Source organism: Methanosarcina thermophila TM-1 (assembly GCF_000969885.1).
GTDB lineage: Archaea > Halobacteriota > Methanosarcinia > Methanosarcinales > Methanosarcinaceae > Methanosarcina > Methanosarcina thermophila.
This window is the reverse complement of sequence record NZ_CP009501.1, coordinates 651829-672416: the sequence shown is the minus strand read 5'-3', so window position 1 is coordinate 672416 and position 20588 is coordinate 651829. Positions and strand designations below refer to the sequence as shown.

The window sequence follows — 20588 nt, the reverse complement described above, 5'->3', positions numbered from 1 at the left end:
GATTATCTTAAATCAAAACCCTAAATCCAAAAGCTATTATATAAATAGACACAAACCTTAAATGCTATTTTTATCGGATCTCAGTTCCTTAATAATGTTATTTTGCTAATATGAAGGAGTAGCCATGCCTCATATAATAGAATTGCTTGGAAAAACAAGAGTAGTCGTAGAAGATGGGAAGGTTATTGAAGTCGGGGAGCCTGAAATCGATTGGTGCCCTCTCTTTGCCAAGATACGCGGAATCCAGAAGATAACCCCGGAAGAAGTAAGGAAAAATATGGAATTCAGGATAGCCGATTTCGGGATGTTCACGGATAAACGCAGGCTTGAACTTGAAGACTTTGTAGGGTTCGGGGCGTCGGAAGTCATGATGACAGGGCTGAGCAGGGGTCTGCTTGATACAACCGTGACCGCCTGCGAAGGTGCAGGAACAGTAATTTCCAATAACCCCACCCTTGTTCAGGGCATGGGAGGCAGGATGTCAGGGCTTGTCGAAACCGAGCCGATTGACGGAATAATCAATGGGATTACAGAGCGCGGCGGGATTGTGCTTGACCCCTCGACTGCGAAAATAGATCCGGTTGCAGGCGTGAAAAAGGCAGCTGAACTGGGATACAAAAAAATCGCAGTAACCGTGGCTTTCGCAGAAACCGCAAAAGAGTTGCGAGAGCTTGAATCCGAACTCGGGCTTGACCTTATAATAATTGGTGTGCATATCACAGGTTTTAACGAAGAAGAAGCCAGGATTCTTGTTGAAAACGCTGATATCACAACCAGTTGCGCCTCAAAGTGGGTTAGGGACATTGTAAAACCGCTCGCTCAGGTGGGAACTGCGGTCCCGCTTTTCGCCCTTACCCAGAAAGGAAAGGAACTTGTAGTCGAAAGGGCAAAGGATATCAAAAGCCCGATTCTGATAAATACCATGCCTCTGCCGGTGCTGCCTGAAAACAAGCAGCCAAGAGAGTTGAAGTAAAAACGAATTATACTTTCTTTTTATTCTTTGTTTTATTATTCTTTGTTTTTGTTACTCTTTGTTTTTATTATTCTGTGTTTTTTATTTTTTCTCTTTAGTTTATTCTTCTATTAATTTTGTTTTTTCCTTTTTGTTTCCCTTTTTATTTTCCCTTTCCCTTTTTACCTCATTCTTTTCTTGGGAAGGCACTTTAGTCAAGTTTCTGGACTGCACCTTCAGCCTGCGCGACCTGTATATTCGAATGACCTTAAAAGTTGTAGCAGAAACTTTAATAATAGAAGCGAATACATAAAAATTATGAATAATAGAAACAGCGGACGTAAGAAGGAAAAACAACCTGAGAGCCAGGCGATCTCTGAGACCCAGGAAATGGTGGAAGTGCAGGCTATAAAGGAAAAACTTTCCGAGATGCATAATGACATTAAGAAAGTTATGCAATATACCAACAGGCTGCGTTTTGAAGCTGCCTTCGAGAGCCTGAGAGAAAACTACTCAAATGCGCTTCTCAATCACCTTTATGAAGATATCGACACCGGGCTTGAATGGAACATGATAAAGAAGTGCCCTCAAAAGGAAAGCTGCACCCAGGCATTTACAGCTGTCCTGAGGCAGAATGCAGAACTGATAAAACGAAGTAATGTCGAGGACAATTTGATCTCAAACAGTAAAAAACAACTTGAAGAATTGAGATGCGGAGCCCCTTACAGTAAATGTGAAAAATGCTTTTCCGAAGTCTCAAGCCTGCTGGTAAAACAAGTCAATTTAATGCGCTCCATGAAAATTTATGCAGAAAATCAGGAGCAGAAACCCAGCATTGCAGCCCTTAAGACCTGCGCTGTTATGAGCGAAATCCTTGAGCCGGTCTCAAACCCGCAGCGTCTTGAGATGCTTAAAGCCATTGCATTTGAAACGAAAAGTTTTTCGGCTTTTTCCGAGCTGACAGGCCTTAGAGGAGGAAACCTGCTTTTCCATCTCCAGAGACTCATCGCTAGCGGACTGATAATGCAACAGCACGAAAGAGGAGATTATATGATTACTGAAAAAGGTTTCAAAATCCTGCAAGGCTTAAACGAGATCTATGCTTCACTTCAAACATCCCAGGTGCAGAAGCCCGCAGAGTTACTCTCCAGAGCCGGGGAAAAGAGCCCGATTTGATTTCTCTTTCCAGGTCGAAATTATTATTTTAATCATTAACTGCAAAATTGCTGAATTTCTGCTACTATTTTCGGGATAGTCGAAACTTTTTACTGTTTCTCAATAAATTCTCTCTGTCTTTTTTCATATCAAGCTCCTCCCATCAAACTCATTCCTCTTATTACAGAAATCCAGTCCTGTTCCAGTCTGATTACAAAGGAATGCTGCAATACACTAGAGTGTAGTAACTACACTCAAATGCCGATTAAGTATATATCAATAACCTGATAATATTAGATTGTAGAAGATTTATTCCATTTTCCTCGCTAATATCTAACTTTAAAGAAGCAGAAAAGTAACTGTGGACGAGTACGAGAAGGAAGACGAAAAACAAGGAAAGAGAAAAACGAGGAACGAAAAACGAGGAGAATGAAAAACGAAAAAAGCAAAAAGGAGCCAAAATAACAGAAAAATAGTAAAATAAGGAAAAAAAGGAAAACAAAGAAAAAATAAAAGAAAATAAGGAAAAGAAAAGCAAAGAAAAGCAAAAGAACAAGAGAACAGAGGGATAAACAATGACTGTAAGAGATGAGATTCACAGACAGATTGTTGCAGGGCTTAAAGATGCAAAGTTTCCCATAAACACACCTGAAGAATTGCTTGCTGCCTTTCCAGCGGGTGCAGACACTACATGCAAAGCAGGAGACCTTGAAGTTACTGCCGGAGAAGCAGGTAAACTGCTGACTGCAGAGGATTTTCCGTTCAAGAATGCAAAAGAGGTTGCAGACACAATAGTAGATAGAGCAGGGATATAAATCCTGTATTTTTTATTTCAGCTTCATTATTTCAGTTTCGTCATCCTCACCTGATTATCTCAATTTTATCATTTGTTTTAACGGCTTTATCGCCTGCATCTATCATTCTGCTCCTTATCCATGTTAACATATCAGATATTGCATAAATGAATACCTTAGAGGAAAGAACAGGTAAACCTCATGGCATTATCTGTATCCAACTTTATTTCTCATACTTAATAGCACAGCATTTCTTATGTTTAGCAGATTTATTAACAAAATGTATTGTGATGGAATTGTCATCGCCAGAATGAAAAATTAATAGAGTGATTATAATAGAGTATATTATAATAGAGTGTATTATATGCCTCATGTAATGGAATTGCTGGGAAAAGCAAGAGTGGTCGTAAAAGACGGCAGGGTTGTAGAAGTAGGGGAGCCGGAAATCGAGTGGTGTCCTCTTTTTGCCAAGCTGAGAGGAGTCCAGAATATCACCAGGGAAGATGTTAAAAAGAGCATCGAGTCCCGGATTCGCGATGTAGGAATGTTTACCCCAGGGCGAAAACTCCTTGAGCTTGATACCTATGTGGCTTTCGGGGCATCGGAAATCATGATGTCCTGTCTCAGGCGTGGTTTTCTTGATACGACCGTAACTGCCTGTGACGGAGCAGGCACTGTCATTGCCAGCAACCCTGCACTTGTCCAGGGCATAGGAGGCAGGATGTCTGGCCTTATAGAAACTGAGCCAATCGGCGGTGTAATCGAGGGAATCCAGAAATTTGGCGGAACCGTACTCGATCCTTCAACTGCGGCTATTGACCCTGTTAGAGGAGCAAAGAAAGCTGCCGAACTCGGGTACCGAAAGATTGCAGTAACCGTGGCTTTTGCGGAAACCGCCAAAGAGTTGCGAAAGCTTGAAAACGAACTCGGGCTTGACCTTATAATAATTGCGGTACATGTTACAGGAGTTAGCAAAGAAGAAGCTGAGGGTATTCTGGAAAATTCGGATATTGTAATCAGCTGTGCTTCAAAATATATTCGGGAATTAGCAAAACCTCTTGTGCAGGTTGCGGCTGCAATTCCGCTTTTTGCCCTCACCCAGAAAGGAAAAGGACTTGTGATTGAAAGGGCAAAGGATATTCAAAGCCCAATCCTTATAAACACTATTAAGCTGCCTGTGCTGCCCTCACATAAACAGCCCAAAAATCTGATATAAATAACTTAAAATTCGAGTTTGAAGGAAGTAGTTCAGGCAGTAGCTTATCTATTTTACCACCTTTCACATAGTATTTTTTAAAATTTGTACTACATAAAAGGCGTTAATATTTATTACTCCATATCTTCGGTGTGCTCCATGTATTCTCCGGCTGTGTTCCATGTATTTTCCGGTTGTGCTCCATGTATTTTCCGGTTGTGCTCCATGTATTTTCCAGTTGTGCTCCATGTATTTTTCGGATATCGGCTGGTGATAAGCTACTGCTTGGGGAATTGACTTACATCAATTACTTTCCTTTTTTTCCTTTTTTTGATGCTTTGGCATCCTTCTTTGCCGGCTTCTCAGCTCGGGCTTTTGCCTGCGGCTTCCCACCGGCAGCCCCAGCCTTTGAACTATCGGCTGTTGTAGAACATTTTGCTATATAGAAACACCTCTGTTCCGATATTTTCTATAAGTATCTGATTATACTGTCTTGAAGTTATAAATAAGTTTCCTGTCCAAAAATTTGTTTATCTGATATTCCTATAAAAGAATAAACGCATTAATTCTTAACTCACTTCACATTTTTCAACAACTTTTGATCTCTAATTAAATCCGTCAATTTCCAGCCTTAACACTTCAAGTCTACACAACTTATCTCAAAAAAGCTCTCAAAAAGTCAATATCACAGCCAATTATTAAAAACATTTGTTAAAAGAACTGTTAATAATAATTAATAACTCTATTATTAAATAATAATTATAATTTTACTATTAAAAAATAATTGATAACTATACTGTTAAATAATATTTATTAAAATTATCATAAAATTACTGATAATTTATTGAAAATCTTAATATTACTATTAATAATAGTTATCACCAATTTACTAAATAATTGTAAGAGAAAACTATTACGAAAACAGGTATCAAAAGAGCCTCAGAATATTCGATGTCAAAAAATCAGATTCATAAAGGTTGAATAAAGGTTACATATCGATTATAATTTTTTTCGATGGGCTTTTATTCGCAGCAAGTTTTATTCTTTGCCCCTGCGCTGTGCAATAATTGATCTCTATTCAACCAGCAGGAATAGTCAGAAATGCGGGCTTTCAATCCCATCCTATTTCCTGAAACTTTTCCTGAGCAGGTAGAAGGCAAGAAGCAGAAGCAGGAGGTTTACAAGCACATAAAGGGAACCAAACATCGACAGGATAATATTCACTATCAAAAGTGGCATTACAGACAGCGTATAAAGTGCAAAAGTCCTGCCGTTGTAGAGGTTTAGGGAAGGGGAAAGACCTGTCAGGTAAACAAGTATTGAAACCATATAAAGGGAAACAGAGATGAAAAGCAGCAGGGCTGGCAGCAAAACATCAGGGTCTTTTGTGAAGGTAAGAGGGACAAGCAGTAGAAGCGGAACCAGATTCAGGAAAAGGTAGCTGTTAAGTTTGCTCCTTATAATGTCCGAAACCTTCAGGGGAAGGAAAGCATACGAGGCAAAGATATCGTATTCTGTAAGCCAGTAATACATTGAGGAAGAAAGCACTCCCAGGACAAGGGAAAACAGGATTAAAGTATTCAATGCCGGGAGAACTGTTCCCAGGGCTGAAAGGAGCATCCAGAGAAGAATCGCAGGAATCAGGAAGGAAAATATTAACTTTCCGAGCCCTCCTTCACTCTTTTTCAGGTCAAGGAGATCCTTTGCAATAAAAACTGCATACCTGTAAGAACCAAACTCCCCGCAAAGCTTAGAAAATGAGTTTGGAAAGCTTTTTTCAGCCTGGGGAAAGTCTACCTTCAGGAAAAGCAGGGATAAAACCGAAGACACAATTATAAGCACGGAAGAAAGCAGAAGCTGGTTTTTTGAAGGAAACAGGAAAAAAGAAAGGCTTGGTAAACTGTAAAAACTACTGGAATCCAGATTTCCTGAAATAAAGAGCAAGAAAATGGGAATAGCCAGTAAGCCCGAAATCAACAGCTTTCCAGAATGTGCATAAATCGTAGATAGGAAAAATACCAGCGAGAGCCCGATCATAAAGGAAAGTGAGAGTGTAAGAAGGAGGATGAGAAGGGTAACAGAAGAATGGAAACCTTCAGACGGGACAAAAGCTGCAGCAAACGCAAAACCCGCAATGAAAGGCAGTATGTAGAAGATAAAGTAATACACTACGTCTTTTACTAGGAAATTTGCAAAAATAAGTCTCTCGGAAACCGGAAGCGTCCTTGAAGAGTATGCGATAAGGCTTGCCTGCCCGAAACGCCGATTCATAAACTCCCTGCCCATAAGCCCGAAAGCTCCTACCATGAACCCTGAGAGAACCAGACGTTGGTTTTATCTGGCCTGTAAGCATCTTAATCATCGTGGTTTTTCCTGAGCCATTTGGACCCAGGAGGCCAAAGAGCTCACCTCTCCTTACAGAAAGTGAAACATTATCCACTGCTTTTGTACTTCCATAAAACTTAGAAAGATTCTTTACCTCGATCATGTTCAGAACTCCTGCAAAAGTCTGGAATTTATGCAGCCAGCGTAATCTATATTTTTAATATCCAGCATGGAATCCAAAATTAAGACTTTCAATAATATGTTAATAAGTTTTCTATAAATATATTTATTATGTTTTATTTGATTAAACTCTTTATCCGTCATTCAAATTATATTCTATGAGCTAAATTAACTTTTTAAAAATATTTAAATCAACTCCTTAAATCATCTCCTTATATATAGGGTAGTGAGCCAATCTAAGAAAAAGAACCCTCCCCACTGCCTGAACCTGTTTCTCTCAACCTTATAAGCAGATGGTATTGAGCTAAGCTAAGAAAAACAGAATCTCCAGATTTCTTCAGGTTTTACAAGCTTCTTCTGATTTCTCTGGATTTTGACCTCTTCAGTAAATCACCTAGGGTTATTTTATCTTTCAATAGTTGACCCAATTGGAAGACTTAAAATAGTATCAAAATAGAATCAGGCTAAATACTTCAGAGAAAATCCGAAAAAAATATATTTTCCACTCATGCTTCCGGAGGTCTGCCCCTGAAAGAAAAGCTTCTTGAGATCAAATCCGCGTTTATGGAATATTTTAAAGAGCGGGAAGCCGAGATCAACGGCTCTCTCCTTGCCGTGCTGTCCGGGGAAAACCTCCTCTTCCTGGGGCCCCCTGGAACGGCAAAAACACAGCTTGCGAAGAGTATCTGCCAGTTGATCGAAGGTGGTAATTTCTTCAACTATCTCCTGACAAGCTTTTCCACCCCTGAAGAGATTTTTGGTCCGCTTTCCTTAAAAGCCTTGGAAGAAGATGAGTTCCGCCGGAAAATCGATGGCTGCCTTCCAACTGCCCATATTGCTTTACTGGACGAGATTTTTAAAGCCAGCAGCGCCATCCTGAACAGCCTGCTGACCATTCTCAACGAGCACAAATACCACAATGGGAGGGAACTTGTAGATGTGCCTCTGCTTTCGGTTTTCGGGGCATCCAATGAGCTTCCTGATGAGGACGAGAGTCTTGAAGCCCTTTATGACCGCTTTTTATTCAGGTATAGGCTTTCCTATATCCAGGATGAGGAGAATTTCCGAGACCTGCTTTTCAGGAGTCCTGAAGATTTCATGCCTGCTGCAAGGCTCAGGATTTCCGAGATATATGAGGTTCGGGAGCGCTCAAAGACCCTTCCTGTTGACCCTGATGTTGAGATAATAATAACCGAACTCCGAAAAAGCCTTCAGCTTCAGGAAATCGCAATCTCGGACCGGCGCTGGAGAAAAGTTGTTCAGGTTCTCAAGGTTGCAGCCTGCAGCAGCGGATGCCCGGCCGTGGACAGGACAATGGTGCTTCTGCTTCAGCATATGCTCTGGAACCTGCCTGAAGAGCGGGAAACCATCCACAGGACAGTTTTCGAGTGCGCAATCTCAGGCGGCATCAGTACAGAAAAACTGCGTCAGGAAGCTGAAGACCTCCAGGCTGCGATAAGCATTGCCCTGAAAAATGAACTTCCTGTAAAGGTTGTCTGTGATAGCTGCGGAGAAGAATTTCGACTGAGACAGGAGATTGAAACTCACCATACCTCCCACCCGAATCATAGCTACACTCTGAAAACGGAAGGTTCCTCAAGGATTTATCCCTATGACAATCTTGTCAGGGAAATCGATTCGCTTCAGGAAGCGGCTGGGAAAGCGAGTACACTGACCCAGGCTCAGAGAGAAGTTTTTGAAAAAGAACTGAGAGCCCTTGCTGATAGGGTGGAACGCGTAAAGCACAGGCTTGAAGAAGAAAGGGAACTCCTTAAAAGCCTGATGGAGGCGAATATCTGGCTTTCTACTCTTGATAGAAATGAAGCTCTCCTCCTGCATGACACTCGAAGTACCGAACTGTCCGAGCTCAATGACCTTATTTCAAAAAGCCAGTCAATGCTCGGACTGCAGGACAGGAAAATACATCCTGAATCTGCGCCTGTAAAAGAAGAGGGAAGACAGGAAACGGGGAAAAAAGAAGTAGAGAAAAAAGAAATGGAAAAAATTCCCGTACCCGATTCGAGCAGTACTGTCAATAGTTTTATGAAGGGAATTAGCTCCCGATTTAAGCTCAGATAAACTTATTGAATGATCTCAAAGCAGGAAACTTAAATGAGGTTTCGAAATGCAAGACTATAGAGGCTTCTCGAATATTCCGAAGACAGCCTCGTCTGAAGCTTATTCCTCTTTCTCAGAAAATGAAGTCTCAGGAAACAAAAACCTGCAGAATTTGCTAATTCTCCAGAATCAAACTGTTGCCGTGCTGGAAAGAGATCTAAGGAGCACGATAGCCTTTCCCCGGACTATCCCTCGCCCTTTGCGGGAAAGGATAGCTGAGGTCCTTACTCTCGAAATTCTTTTTGGGCAGCCTTATGAGATAAAGGACTCTGCGAGGTTCATAGGGACTTTCGGAGCTTTTTATCCAATTCTTCTAACGTTGAGAAGTTCAAAACCCTGGCCCAAACTCCGGAAAATTGCAAAAAAAAGCCGGGGAGCCGGTATTGCAAGCCTGAAAATTCTCCTGCCTCTGGTTTATGAGATAATGGAACGCTTTTCAGATTCCTCAACCAGTATTTCGGGTATAGAGTATCTTAAGGAACTCGATGCCGGAATGAATAAGCTTCTGAAACAATTCGAAGAAATCTTGAAAGAAACCTTCCTAATATGGGGAAATAACCTATTTGTGGAGTTTTCAGGCAGGAATGGTCAGGAAAAGAGAAATTCTGTAGAATTTGCCCTGACCGAGGCTGTCCTGGCATTCATGCAGACGGATGGCTACCAGGAGCTTCTGGAAAGAGTAATGGAAGGATTATATCGGAGAATGAATGAATTCGTGTCAGAGATGGAAGAAAACCTGGAGCTATTCGACACGCTTGCTCTGCTTTTTCCTCAGCGCAACTGGAGCTATTCCGTAAAAGAGCTTAAGAAAGAACCTTTCTACGTGCAGCTTAAAATGCTTAAGAACTATTCGACCTTTTTTGAGAAAAGCCCTGACCTGCGAAAAATTGTGGATTTTATAGGCAAGCGTGAATTCGACCCACCCTCGGACCGCATACGACTCTCACCTTTCGGAAAAGACCGGATCCAGACCGTGTGTTTTTCTGATTCCATCGATAACTTGCTGCCAATGGAAGCTGCAAAACTCCTCAACCCTACCCTGAAAAAGAAATTCTATGCCGATATGCTTGAAGGAAAGCTCCTGAGTTATCAGCTACTCGGAAAGCATTACACAGGTCCTCCCCATATAAAACCCAGAGGTCCTATGATAGTGCTTGTGGATACCTCAGGTTCTATGCACGGAGCCCCACAGACTCTTGCCAAGGCTGCTGTGCTGGCTATGGCAAAGCGGATGCTCTCCCAGCAACGGGATATGAAGGTTATTCTTTTTGCCTCTACAAGCCAGCATCTTGAGATTGAACTCAGCAGCAGGAAAAAAATGTCTGAGAAATTCCTGAATTTTCTGCTCTATACCTTTGGCGGAGGAACGGACTTCAACACCGCCCTTGCCTCGGGCTTAAAATCCTTGAAAGAGAAAGATTTTCAGGGAGCAGACCTGCTCTTTATAACCGACGGCAAATCCGAAGTCTCTGATGAGCTTGTACTTGCCCGCTGGGAAGAGGCAAAAAAGAAGTATAATGCAAAGGTTTACTCGCTGATTGTGGGCAGCAGAGGAGCAGGAGGGCTTTCCGCAATTTCGGATTATACTTATTTTGTGGAAATGGAACCCGATTCTAAAGGCAGTGGCGGTTTTGTAAGGCTTATAGAATACAGGGAACAGAAAGCTGCCTGTCCCGATGAAGCTGGAAATTAAGAAGGATTGAATTCCTTCCTATTACATCGATTTTCAGATCCATTCCCTTAGAGGTGCTTGTCCTGATTTGAATATCTTTTATCATATGTTGCTAGATCTACTCCTTTAGAGGTAGCTTGTCTTAATCTGAACATCTTTATGAAATGTCAGATTGAAGATATTTTATCTGCAACCTCTGATCCAGTACCAGCTTTTAAGGAATCTTTGTATTCTTTGAAGAATCTGTATATTCTGGAAAGCAGAAATCCGGAAAGGGTAAATGCCAGGAAATCCGCAACCGGGAAAGCCGCCCAGACTCCATTAAGTCCATAGAGATTGGGAAGGACAGTAACAGCCGGAATCAGGAAGAGGAGCTGCCGGCTAATAGAAAGAAGGAAAGCGGGTCTGGCTTTTCCCAGAGCCTGGAAGAGGGTTGAGGTTATTATGTTCAGACCTACTAGAGGCATACCCAGAAGCATGATCACCATTGCATTCTTCCCAAGCTCCAGATAATGCGGGTCTGAACTGAACAACTGTAGAAGCTGCGCTCTGAAGTAGAAAATGAAAAGCAGACCAAGAACCCCAATAGTTGTTGTCACTGCAAGAGATAATTTTACGGCTTCGGCTATCCTTCCATATTTCTTAGCCCCATAGTTAAATCCTGCAATAGGTTGCAGACCGAAAGCCATGCCCAGAAGGGACATGAAAATGAACGAGTTTATCCTCATTATTACACCAAAAACGGCAATAGCGGTGTCTCCCCCATGCGTTGCAAGTGCATTGTAAACGAAAATCATCATGATACTATTCGAGCACTGCATTATAAAAGACCCGATACCGATAGCCCCTATTTCCTTAACAATTTTCAGATCAGGCTTCAGGGTTTCTGACCTAAAATGTACAGCTCCTTTTCCTTTAAGGTAGTAAAGCAGGAGCCAGACAGACACTACAACCTGGGATAATACAGTTGCAATTGCAGCACCCTTCACACCCATTCCAAAGCCAAACATGAAAAATGGGTCAAGGAAAATATTGAGACCGCCTCCTACCAGCATAGCATTCATTGCAAGGCGGGCATTTCCTTCAGAGCGGACAACATGCTGAGCAGCCACTCCAAAGACAAAGGTAGTGCCTCCTGCAATTATAATTTGAAGATAATCTCTGGCATAGGGCAGAACTCCAGCAGTTGCTCCGAAAACCTTCAAAATCGTATCAAGATAATAAAGACAGGGAATGCCTACAAGCACGCTTAATATTAAGCTCAGGGAAAAAATATTTCCAAGTACTCTTTCGGCTTTCTCATACTCGCGTGCTCCAAGGGCGCGTGAAATTATAGAAGAGCCCCCTGTTCCGAGTACGATTCCGAAAGCTATGACTATCATCTGAATCGGAAAAGCTATAGATAGCCCGCCTATAGCCTGGACGCTCTCTGTTCCATATGCCATTCCAACGAAAAAGGTATCCACAACATTATAGAAAGCCTGTACCAGCATTCCGACAACTATAGGAGCTGAAAGCTTAAAAAGAAGCTTTCTGATACTTTCTTTACCCAAAAATTCACTTTTTTTATCCATTTTTTCTTCTCTGCAATCTTTTACTTTATGTTGTTCATTTTTACTTCAGTTCATAGGCGTGTCAGTCGGATGCTCGAACTCGGGATCAAAAAATCTAATTGCTGCTTTATGAAGGAGCAGCCTGAAAATTTCTCTCTCTTCCAGGGTAAAATCCGAAAGGAGAATATCCATAAAAGAAATTAATTTTTCAAGAATGATGTCTCTCATTTCCTTTCCTTTTTCAGTGAGGTAAACTCTGTAAGCTCGAAGATCACTTTCGTCCCTTTGCCTGTATACATAACCTTCCTTTTCCAAGCTCTGGATCGCTCTGGCACTTTTTGCTTTGCTCACTTTCAGAATTTTTGCAAGAGTTTCCTGAGAGACGCCATCTTTATGATATAGAATCAGTAAAAACTCAAATTGTCCGCTTCCAACCCCGTAAGCTTCAAGCTCCTTTACCATGTATGCAAGATGACTTCGGTAGATGTGGGCAATCGGACCTAATATTTCCCTTGGGTCTGTCTCTCCTGAAATTTCCATAATTTATCCTTTACAACTATTTATGAACTAGATAAGTTTATTTTGAGAAAAAGCAAACTTATGAAATTGTTACGCTTGAAACTAATCTGATCCCCTGATAGGTTTCTTAGTATATAATAGTTTCTAATGAAACTATAATTAAAACCTAGATAAGCTGTTTTACTATATTAAAATTTGGAGCGTAAGATAATGGATTTAATTTTACAAAGAATTTATTTTTATACAGAATTTGTCATTAATCGCATTCAATAGAGATTCCGAGGATATCATCAAGTCTCATAATCCACCCGCAGGTTAAAACAATCTTATATTGAGATGGTAATTAAAAATAGAGAAAGTTAAACAATCTTATATTGAGATGGTAATTAAAAATATAAAGAGTTTATAGATTTATAGGCGTAAAGTCTGGATAATTTAAATTTAGTTTTATAGATATTCGGTGCATATATTAGTTACTTAAGAAACTAAAAATTGATCATAAGCTTATTTGTGGGTTTTGACCAAAATAAAGGTTTTATTTCTCTTTTCCTTCATCCTCAAGGTTTGCAGGTTCATTATATCTGGCAGCAAGGAGCTTGTAGGGCTGCAAGTGCATAACTGAGAGAGTAACAATAAGTCCAATGAATCCTGTGAGTATGAACACCAGTGCAATACCTCTTCCAGCTCCCACGCCAAACCAGCTGCCAATTAACTCTACACCTCGACCAGTGGTCATGAACGGGATAAATACAAACTGAGCGATCGGGCCGATGAAAAATGCAGTGAGTGGTGAGGCGGCCAGCTCAATGCTATACGCAAACCCAAATACCCGACCCAGGCGTTCCTTTGGCACGACTTTCTGAAAAATAGTTTGTTCTATGGCTTCGACAAAGGGAACAAAAAACATGTAAATGAGAACTCCTGCAGCCAGAAGCACTATAGAAGGCTGAATAGGGAAAAAAATACACACTGCCCAGAGAATGATATTAATGCGAAATAAATTGCGTACGGGATTTCCTCCCAACCCCTTTTTTGTGATATAGAAGCCTCCAAGGATAAAGCCAAGGCTTAGAATGCCATACAGCAGACCCCAGACCTGAACCGTCACTAGGCTCAGACCATAGGCATCCATAAGAGCTACAAACACTCCACCCAGAAAATTGTTGAAAGTAGTGAAGAATATGAGGGCAAAAAGACCTGGTATGGCTTTAATCACTTCAATCGTACCTTTAATATCCATTTTTCTCAGATTGCCCTGTACTGGATTAAAGGTGGTTTCTTCTGGAACGGGTATAAGCCAGAGCATCAGGGCAGAAAAAAGTGTGAAAATGATGGCAGTAAACAGCACAAAAGGCATGCCGGCAAAAGCGAGGGCAAGACCGCTGGCTACTGATGTGATGGTAAAGGAGATGCCCATGACCGTGCCAAAAAGCCCATTAGCTCGATCGCGCCTATCCTCAGGAACAAGGAAAGCTACCAGGGTAGAGATGGCGATGCTGTATATGCCTCCGGCTATCACCCCTGGAAGGAGAATAAGAACAAAGATCCAGAAACGGAGGCTTGTCACTGTAGCGAAATCAGCTTCGGTACTCAGGTAGAAAAGCACTAAACCCGAGGTAAAAAGAAGCAGTGTGGCAAGGCTTGATCCTATCATGGCGTGCTTTTTCTTATAGCGGTCTACTATTGAGCCAAACCAATTGGAGGAAAGCGCTGCTGCCACCAGATAAACGCCAGCCATCACAGAGGTTGAGATTACGGATTTAGTCGTAAGATATGCCCAGTAAGTCAGGGCAAACCACACAAAATTAGTAGTGGTAATAGCAATAAAAGCTACTCCTAAAAGCCGATAAAACGTTTTCATTCGCGATATTCCCTGTATCTACCGTTGATGATGGAGGTTGCGAGTAGTCAAAATAGCAACATTTGATATAGCATCTTATGCGGCTCCGTCCTGCCCGAGAGCCAACCCGGCACTTTTGCTTGGTAAAAAATATATTGTTTTCTCTACTTAACGCTGCTATTCTGGTCAGGATTGTAGGTGTCCAGTGGAGTAGAGACCGCGATAAGGCGAGTTCCGTCTTGCAGCGTTACCACCTGATACGCGTTATGCTCCTCACCAACCGGAGAACCAGACTCATCGAGATTTTCTAGAATGAGATGCCCTATCCAGATGCCAGGAACCTCAATGCATGTGACAATATTGCGAGCCCGAACCCCATGGATCCCTCGAGAACGGTAAAATTCCTGCCCCTGGCTGAAAAAATCACGGGACTGCTGTGGCTCGGTGATTGAGAGACATCCGTTAGCCGTTACGGCAAGTGCAGGATAGTTGTAAATATTCACAAGCTCTTCAATATCTCCCTCTGTAAGATACCTGGTGTAGCGGGCAAAGAAGTCTTCTATTGATTCAGTTGCATCGGTAATGTGTTCCATAAATAAATACGCTCCTTCAATTTTCTTACTTTGGAGATAAACGCCGTTGTTTTGTGGTGTGCAAAACCCGAGATGTTCGCCTGAGCGTTATGCGAGACTACTTCCGCAAGTTAATAACCACCATGAATCAATGAATTCACTCATTCCAGACCCCACTTCTTCCTGAACTCCAGCTTTTGCTCGCGGGTCATCCAGTGACTGCCGTCGCAGTAGGGCTTGTTCTCTGACTTCCCACAGCGACAGAGGGTAACTCTATTCCGGGATTCGTACATGCTGCCATCTGCAGATTCAATGGGGATATAGCCTCGAACCCAAAGAGGACCTTCACAACCTTTTTGTTTATCGTGAACCAGTACAATAGATGGTTCAAATTCTTTCTCAAAGGGTTTGCCTGTCTTTTTGTCCCACAGAACCAGCCGTCCAGATGGGCAGATCATTGCTTCTTCTATGGCGGTTTGTCGGGCTTCCGGATCGTCTGATTTTTGTATAAGATTCCTAATTCCGCCAGACCGCTGGCAGAAACGGGAATGATCGCAAAGCTCGTAGACATCGGTGATTTTTAGATCAGGACTCTCGAATGTTTCCGCTCTTTCCATGTAAGGCCTTCTGCTGGCAGTTTCGCTACCATCAAAACCGATTTTGCGATGGGCTCCATCACAGTAGGGTTTGTTATTGGATGAACCGCAGCGGCATAAGATATAGGTATTCTGCCGGGGGTATTCCTTTATATCAATTAATTCTCTGGTGTTGCCATTGTCATCTGTGACAATTGCCTGTTCGAGAAGCGGCACTCCACCTGTAACCCGATACGGTCCATCTTTGATTATCTTAATCATAATTTTCTTATTGGCTCCCATAATCATGGTCCCCCATTACTTCTTATAATGCAGTACTGGATGTTTAGTTTAACTATCCGCCTGCAGGAGCGTTGTTGAAAACGGACAGGCAAGGTTCGTTAAAGATTATAGTGAAAAAGTAAAGGGGAAACTGCTATTAAAAAACCTGAATGTTAGCAAACATATTTTGTATAAAAAAGAAGCTTCTACTACAGGTAATTAAGAAAACAGATTCAATTAAGAAACAGATCCACAGCGTGAATGCAATGGGAAACAAAGAATTTATTCAGAACCAGCAGCAAATCGAAGCGATTCTCTCAAAAGCACAATTCCTTCGGCTCGCTCTATCAGATTCAGACATGCCATATATTATCCCGATGGCTTTCGGATATAAAGATAACAAAATTTATCTCCACTGTTCCCGCGAAGGTAAGAAGATCGAAATACTTAACAGGAATCCCAGAGTCGCTTTTGAAGCCGATGCCGAGGCTGAAATCATAACAGCCGGGGATATTTGCAAATACAATGTCCGCTACAGGAGTGTTGTAGGGAACGGACAGGCGAAGTTTGTTGAAGATTACAATGAAAAGGTGGAAGGACTTACTGTTCTTTCCGAACACTACGGGAAAAAGGGACCTTTTGAGTTTGTGGAATGGAAAGTTAACAGGCTGTGCGTGATTAAGATAGAAATCGAAGAAATGACAGGGAAGCAGCATGGATTTTGATTTTCTTCCCACCAAGTTTGCATTTTTTATGCAGCCGGAAAGGTAACAGTCTACCTGACCGCATTAGAGAGATTCTAACTATTCCATATCAGGAAAATCTGTAACCCAGATAATACGCAAAAGCACTCAAAACCAGCCTGATCAATGAGAAAATAATCGAAATCATTGAAAAAGCCACAAGATATACATTCAAAGCCAGAATATCCGCAAAAAGCCAGGAAAAATCAGCATTGAGAAAGAGGGCAACCAGATTTACCAGCAAAATAAAGGTGAAGATCGTAATCAGACCCCTGCCTGCCCCTTTAAGATCTTCCCAGCTCAGGGCTATATGGGAAGAGATGCAGATTGCCAGGGCGAAGTAGATCCAGAAATTGAGAGAAATAAGGTTTTCTGCCGAGAAAATGCTTCCAAAGAGGTCAGCAGTAAGGGTGAAGATTTTTGTCAACATATACTGGTCAGGCTGGGCAGGTTCAAGGGAAAGATAGCCGGCAACCCTGGCAAAGGAGTCTGGCAGGAGCAGGTGCATCCCGAAAATAAGGGCTGCAGTCCCGCTGAAGACCGGACCCATGCCTATGAAAAAGTTTCCTATATTCTGGTAAAGACTTTTTGAATTCCAGCTGTGGTTAACGTATCCAAGGACTCCATCTTTTGCTTTACGGTCGAAAAGCTTGAATTTGTTTATTTTATGCCTGAAAATGTAGCACATCAGCAGGTGTCCGAGTTCATGGATGGGGGTGCCTATCCAGGCTGTAACCAGAATTCCTTTCCTGCCAAAGGTTCTCTGGACGTAGAAGTTGGCACGATTCTCAATAAGACCGAGTATTATGCCTGCAAGAATAAGAGAGCCTGTAACGTAGAAAGTCTCGAGCATGCTTACCCGAAAAATCGTGAGGAGTACGTCATCCATTTTTAATTCCTTTTGTTTATGAATTTTCATAAGTACTCAGGCTCAAATTGACACGGAATAAGATTCTGGAGCCCAATCTCTTATTACAAGGCTGTTGAAGAAAATATAGTCTTCGTGCCTGCCGCATATAAATTCAAGCGGATTGAGAAGAAAAAAGTGTTGAAAACCTGAGAGGACAGTCTGAAGAAGTAATACCTCTTCTTCAAAATTCAGGAGGTTGTTCTCGAAGTCTTTGTCCTTGCGTTAGGGGCGTATGAATGATCATAAAGGGATCCACAGCCAATAACCATTTTCTCTATTTACAAAACATTTTATTTTCTATTTACAAAGCATTTTATTTTCCTGATACGGGATTTTTGGATTCAGAACTTCCTGATGCAGGGATTCCCTGCACAGGGACTCTGGATACAGGAGCCTTATCCATACTCCTGAGAAACCTGAAATAACCAGAGCCAATCAGAAAGATTGGATATGCAACCTTCCAGGTAAATCCTGAGATTAAAAAACTCAGGGACATGAGTGAAAGAACTGAAAAGATCCATTTCCTCCAGCCTGTTTCGGTTTTCCAGTAAGCGATTATAATGAAGGCGTAGAGGAAAACAAAGTTCTGGTTTACGAGCAACATCATGGCTGATACGGGAATTTTGAGGAGATAGCTTCCGCAAATCAGGATGATTGAAAGAATATACAGCCCAACCAGACTGGCTACAGGAATATTCCCTGCTGAAAGTTTTCCAAACATCTCAGGGAAGATGCCTGTCCTGCCCCCTGAATAGAGCAGGCGGCTTGCAGTAAAATTCCAGGAACAGGCATTGGCTGCAATAACCACTATCATGAGCCAGATAAGCAGATCTCCTCCGGGCGTAAAAAATACAAGGCTGGATAGCCCGGCTGCACCCTCAAGGGTTGTGCCTGAAGCACTGGCTCCCGCGCTGATAAGGGCAAGCATAAGGTAAATAGAGGTCACAAGAACAAAACTCAGCCAGTATAGGCGCGGAACATTTTTCTCAGGATCTTTTATCTCTCCCAACGAGAAAGAAAGGTTTTCCCAGCCCAGAAAAGCCCAGAAAAGCAGGGCTGCAACTTTCCAGATGTTATTCAGGTCTATTTTCCCTCCACTGTTAGCAGCCTCGCTGGCAATTGCGAACCCCGAGCCCAGAAAATCAAGGTTAAAGGCAATGAGCAGGCTGATAAGCAGGAAGAGAACAGCCAGAGCCGCATAATTGATCATGGAAATAACCTTCATTCCCGCCAGGTTGGAAAGAAACATCAGGGTTACAAGCAGGATTGCAAAAAGCGCTGTTTCTGCTCCGGATAGTTGGAAAAGCTGCCCCATATACTCGCTGCCTATAAGGGCAACCGCAGGAAGCCCGAAAAAGAATGAGCCCCCTACAAGATAGGAAACTGCATATCCTCCCCAGGGTCCCACAGCCTCTTCAGCATATCCTGCAAGCCCGGCTGTTGAAGGAAATCTCAAGCCAAGGCGGGAACAGATCGCAATAAGAGGGACTGCTGCAATGGCTATAAGGAACCAGCCCAGGATTGCTTCATGTACCGTGCCTGCATCAAGCGCCAGTCCTGGCAATGCCAGAATGCCTGTCCCTATAAGCATGCAGACTGCAAGTCCCATACCCCGACTGAAGGAAATTGTTTTTTCAAGCTCTGTCATTTTATCTCTTAAACTATCTGTAAAATGTTCGATATATTTATTTATTCGCAAAGAGGCTTTCAGACTATTCCTGCTTCATTATATACGTTCATACTCCGCTTCTCAGTAAAAGAGAATAACTAAATAAGAGTACACACGAGAAAAACATGAAGTAAAGTTCCGATTTACAATGATATACAGGACAGTAGCAAGCATCCTAAATATATAAGCCTTTAGTTTTTTATCCATCTATCCTCAATAAAATACACCCAGAGAATGCAAAAAAGCAATAATGAGTATAATAAGAACTCAGAAAACCCATTGAAACATCAAATTAAGCTAATAAAATCTATTAATCCGATTAGATCGCTATTTAAGCTTCAAAAACCTGCAATATAAAGCTGATAAAGGCAACTGAGTATTATTTTTATTAAAATTTTAGGGAAAAGCCGGTCATGGGTATGACCGGTGAGAGCCTGGAGTTCTATTAATCCATTCCCAGCAAGGTTTCTAAGATCAATTCTTTCCAGCCGGGACTACTGAAAAGATATTTCGATTTTATTCTTTCTTTTCCAGGCAGATGAGCTCTTCTGCATACGGCAGCGTCTCTTTAATCCAGTTGCAGAAATCCCTCCACTCGTCAAGCTTGTGATAGCGGCGCTGGAAGTAAATATTGCGGAGTTCAGCGTAATTCGTTATAACTGTTCTTTTCTGGTTGTATGCACTCGGCAGGTCCTGGACAAGTTCCCTGAAAACTGCTTTCCGGTATGCGTTATCCTCTTCGCTGTCGCCTTCGCGGGAGTTGTAGGCTTTAATAAGGTCATTCAGGTGCCGGATCTGGGCTTCCCTGTAATCGGTCAGCATATCATAGGAAAAATCGTGGGGAGCAAGCTCCTTGCTGGTCAGCTTGTGCATTGTTGAAGTGGAGTTCTTTTCTGCGAACTTGTAGGTATCAAACTCTTTCCACCAGTAGAGTGGGGCTGTGATATCAAAACAGACCGTGATGAACCTTAAAAACTTACTGTGTTCGGTCCCTGCAAGGGTCAGGCGCTGAGCCAGGTTCAGATCCTTTTCTCCGAGCTTGCAGTTCCCTGCCTCATCAGGCTCACTGCTGTCCATAAGATGCCAGGAGTTCATGGGGTTCCGCATGCCGAGAATAGCATAATAGATATTGTATGTGCCGTGTAATTTCATTCTAATCATAAAAACGCCTCTTAGACCCATTACGATAATCAATTTATAAATCTGTTTGTTGCGGATAATTCATAAACCTACGTGGTGGGCAGTTTATAATCCTGTTCATTGTAAATCGAGTAATTCGTTGTAAAATAATGGTTATCCAGACAGAATGATTATTCAGACAGACGGCAGGGTTTGACTGAAATAGTTTGTTTTAACAATAAAACAGTTTTAAATAAACTATCTGATTTTAAACACTGGGAAATTAGACAGGTAATAAAGTAAGACCGTCCCCGTAGGGAAACTATTTAAGAAAAACAGTTATCCTCTTAACCTATGATTTATCCTTTCAGGTACAACCTCTCTGCCAATTCCAGCTATTTTTATTTGAATATGA

16 protein-coding genes and 1 pseudogene are annotated in these 20588 nt (G+C 42.0%); 7 read left to right on the top strand and 10 right to left on the bottom strand.

The genetic code is table 11. From position 1 onward, the window contains the following. Positions 1-124: 124 nt before the first annotated feature. The 4 genes from MSTHT_RS02885 to MSTHT_RS02870 all read left to right on the top strand — a co-directional run bounded on the left by MSTHT_RS02885 (position 125) and on the right by MSTHT_RS02870 (position 4117). Positions 125-973 (top strand): methanogenesis marker 8 protein, encoded by an 849-nt coding sequence (locus tag MSTHT_RS02885; RefSeq protein ID WP_048166486.1) that lies wholly within the window; start codon positions 125-127, stop codon positions 971-973. Between the two features lie 297 nt (positions 974-1270). Then, positions 1271-2128, top strand: a complete 858-nt coding sequence (locus MSTHT_RS02880) for a winged helix-turn-helix domain-containing protein (protein WP_048166485.1) — start codon at positions 1271-1273, stop codon at positions 2126-2128. Between the two features lie 554 nt (positions 2129-2682). Next, positions 2683-2922, top strand: coding sequence for an MTH865 family protein (locus tag MSTHT_RS02875; protein WP_048166484.1), 240 nt, complete (start codon positions 2683-2685; stop codon positions 2920-2922). A gap of 343 nt (positions 2923-3265) precedes the next feature. Then, complete coding sequence (locus tag MSTHT_RS02870; protein ID WP_048166483.1) at positions 3266-4117, top strand: methanogenesis marker 8 protein; 852 nt, start codon at positions 3266-3268, stop codon at positions 4115-4117. 1101 nt (positions 4118-5218) lie between these two features. On the opposite strand, the gene MSTHT_RS02860 is transcribed toward MSTHT_RS02870, so the two are convergent. Then, the gene (locus MSTHT_RS02860) at positions 5219-6403 is read right to left on the bottom strand and encodes a hypothetical protein (protein ID WP_231588165.1); all 1185 of its coding nucleotides are present in this window, start codon (positions 6401-6403) and stop codon (positions 5219-5221) included. Positions 6404-6443: 40 nt separating this feature from the next. Next, positions 6444-6584, bottom strand: a pseudogene (locus MSTHT_RS13930) (ATP-binding cassette domain-containing protein); the annotation flags it as partial. A 581-nt stretch (positions 6585-7165) separates the two neighbouring features. On the opposite strand from MSTHT_RS13930, the gene MSTHT_RS02855 reads away from it, so the two are divergent. Together MSTHT_RS02855 and MSTHT_RS02850 are read left to right on the top strand one after the other, a co-directional pair. Next, entirely contained in the window at positions 7166-8680 is a 1515-nt protein-coding gene (locus tag MSTHT_RS02855) for an AAA family ATPase (RefSeq protein ID WP_082086735.1), read from the top strand. A gap of 46 nt (positions 8681-8726) precedes the next feature. Further along, complete coding sequence (locus MSTHT_RS02850; protein ID WP_048166479.1) at positions 8727-10412, top strand: vWA domain-containing protein; 1686 nt, start codon at positions 8727-8729, stop codon at positions 10410-10412. 146 nt (positions 10413-10558) lie between these two features. On the opposite strand, the gene MSTHT_RS02845 is transcribed toward MSTHT_RS02850, so the two are convergent. The 5 genes from MSTHT_RS02845 to MSTHT_RS02825 form a co-directional block, all read right to left on the bottom strand. Continuing rightward, a complete protein-coding gene (locus MSTHT_RS02845; RefSeq protein WP_048166478.1) occupies positions 10559-11965 on the bottom strand; it encodes an MATE family efflux transporter in 1407 nt (468 codons plus the stop codon). 45 nt (positions 11966-12010) lie between these two features. Further along, on the bottom strand, positions 12011-12484 hold the full coding sequence (locus tag MSTHT_RS02840) for a MarR family winged helix-turn-helix transcriptional regulator (protein ID WP_048166477.1): 474 nt from the start codon (positions 12482-12484) through the stop codon (positions 12011-12013). 514 nt (positions 12485-12998) lie between these two features. Next, entirely contained in the window at positions 12999-14324 is a 1326-nt protein-coding gene (locus MSTHT_RS02835) for an MFS transporter (RefSeq protein WP_048166476.1), read from the bottom strand. Positions 14325-14467: 143 nt separating this feature from the next. Next, positions 14468-14896: a hypothetical protein gene (locus MSTHT_RS02830; RefSeq protein WP_048166475.1), complete on the bottom strand. Its 429-nt coding sequence runs from the start codon at positions 14894-14896 to the stop codon at positions 14468-14470. 140 nt (positions 14897-15036) lie between these two features. Continuing rightward, a complete protein-coding gene (locus MSTHT_RS02825) occupies positions 15037-15753 on the bottom strand; it encodes a CDGSH iron-sulfur domain-containing protein (RefSeq protein ID WP_231588164.1) in 717 nt (238 codons plus the stop codon). Between the two features lie 245 nt (positions 15754-15998). Here MSTHT_RS02825 and MSTHT_RS02820 point away from each other — a divergent pair, with 245 nt between their 5' ends. After that, entirely contained in the window at positions 15999-16457 is a 459-nt protein-coding gene (locus MSTHT_RS02820; protein ID WP_048168332.1) for a pyridoxamine 5'-phosphate oxidase family protein, read from the top strand. Positions 16458-16545: 88 nt separating this feature from the next. Here MSTHT_RS02820 and MSTHT_RS02815 read toward each other — a convergent pair whose 3' ends face one another. The 3 genes from MSTHT_RS02815 to MSTHT_RS02805 form a co-directional block, all read right to left on the bottom strand. Next, a complete protein-coding gene (locus MSTHT_RS02815; protein WP_048166473.1) occupies positions 16546-17364 on the bottom strand; it encodes a hypothetical protein in 819 nt (272 codons plus the stop codon). 334 nt (positions 17365-17698) lie between these two features. Then, positions 17699-19033, bottom strand: a complete 1335-nt coding sequence (locus tag MSTHT_RS02810) for an APC family permease (protein ID WP_048166472.1) — start codon at positions 19031-19033, stop codon at positions 17699-17701. A 537-nt stretch (positions 19034-19570) separates the two neighbouring features. After that, on the bottom strand, positions 19571-20215 hold the full coding sequence (locus MSTHT_RS02805) for a hypothetical protein (protein WP_048166471.1): 645 nt from the start codon (positions 20213-20215) through the stop codon (positions 19571-19573). Between the last annotated feature and the right edge of the window lie 373 nt (positions 20216-20588).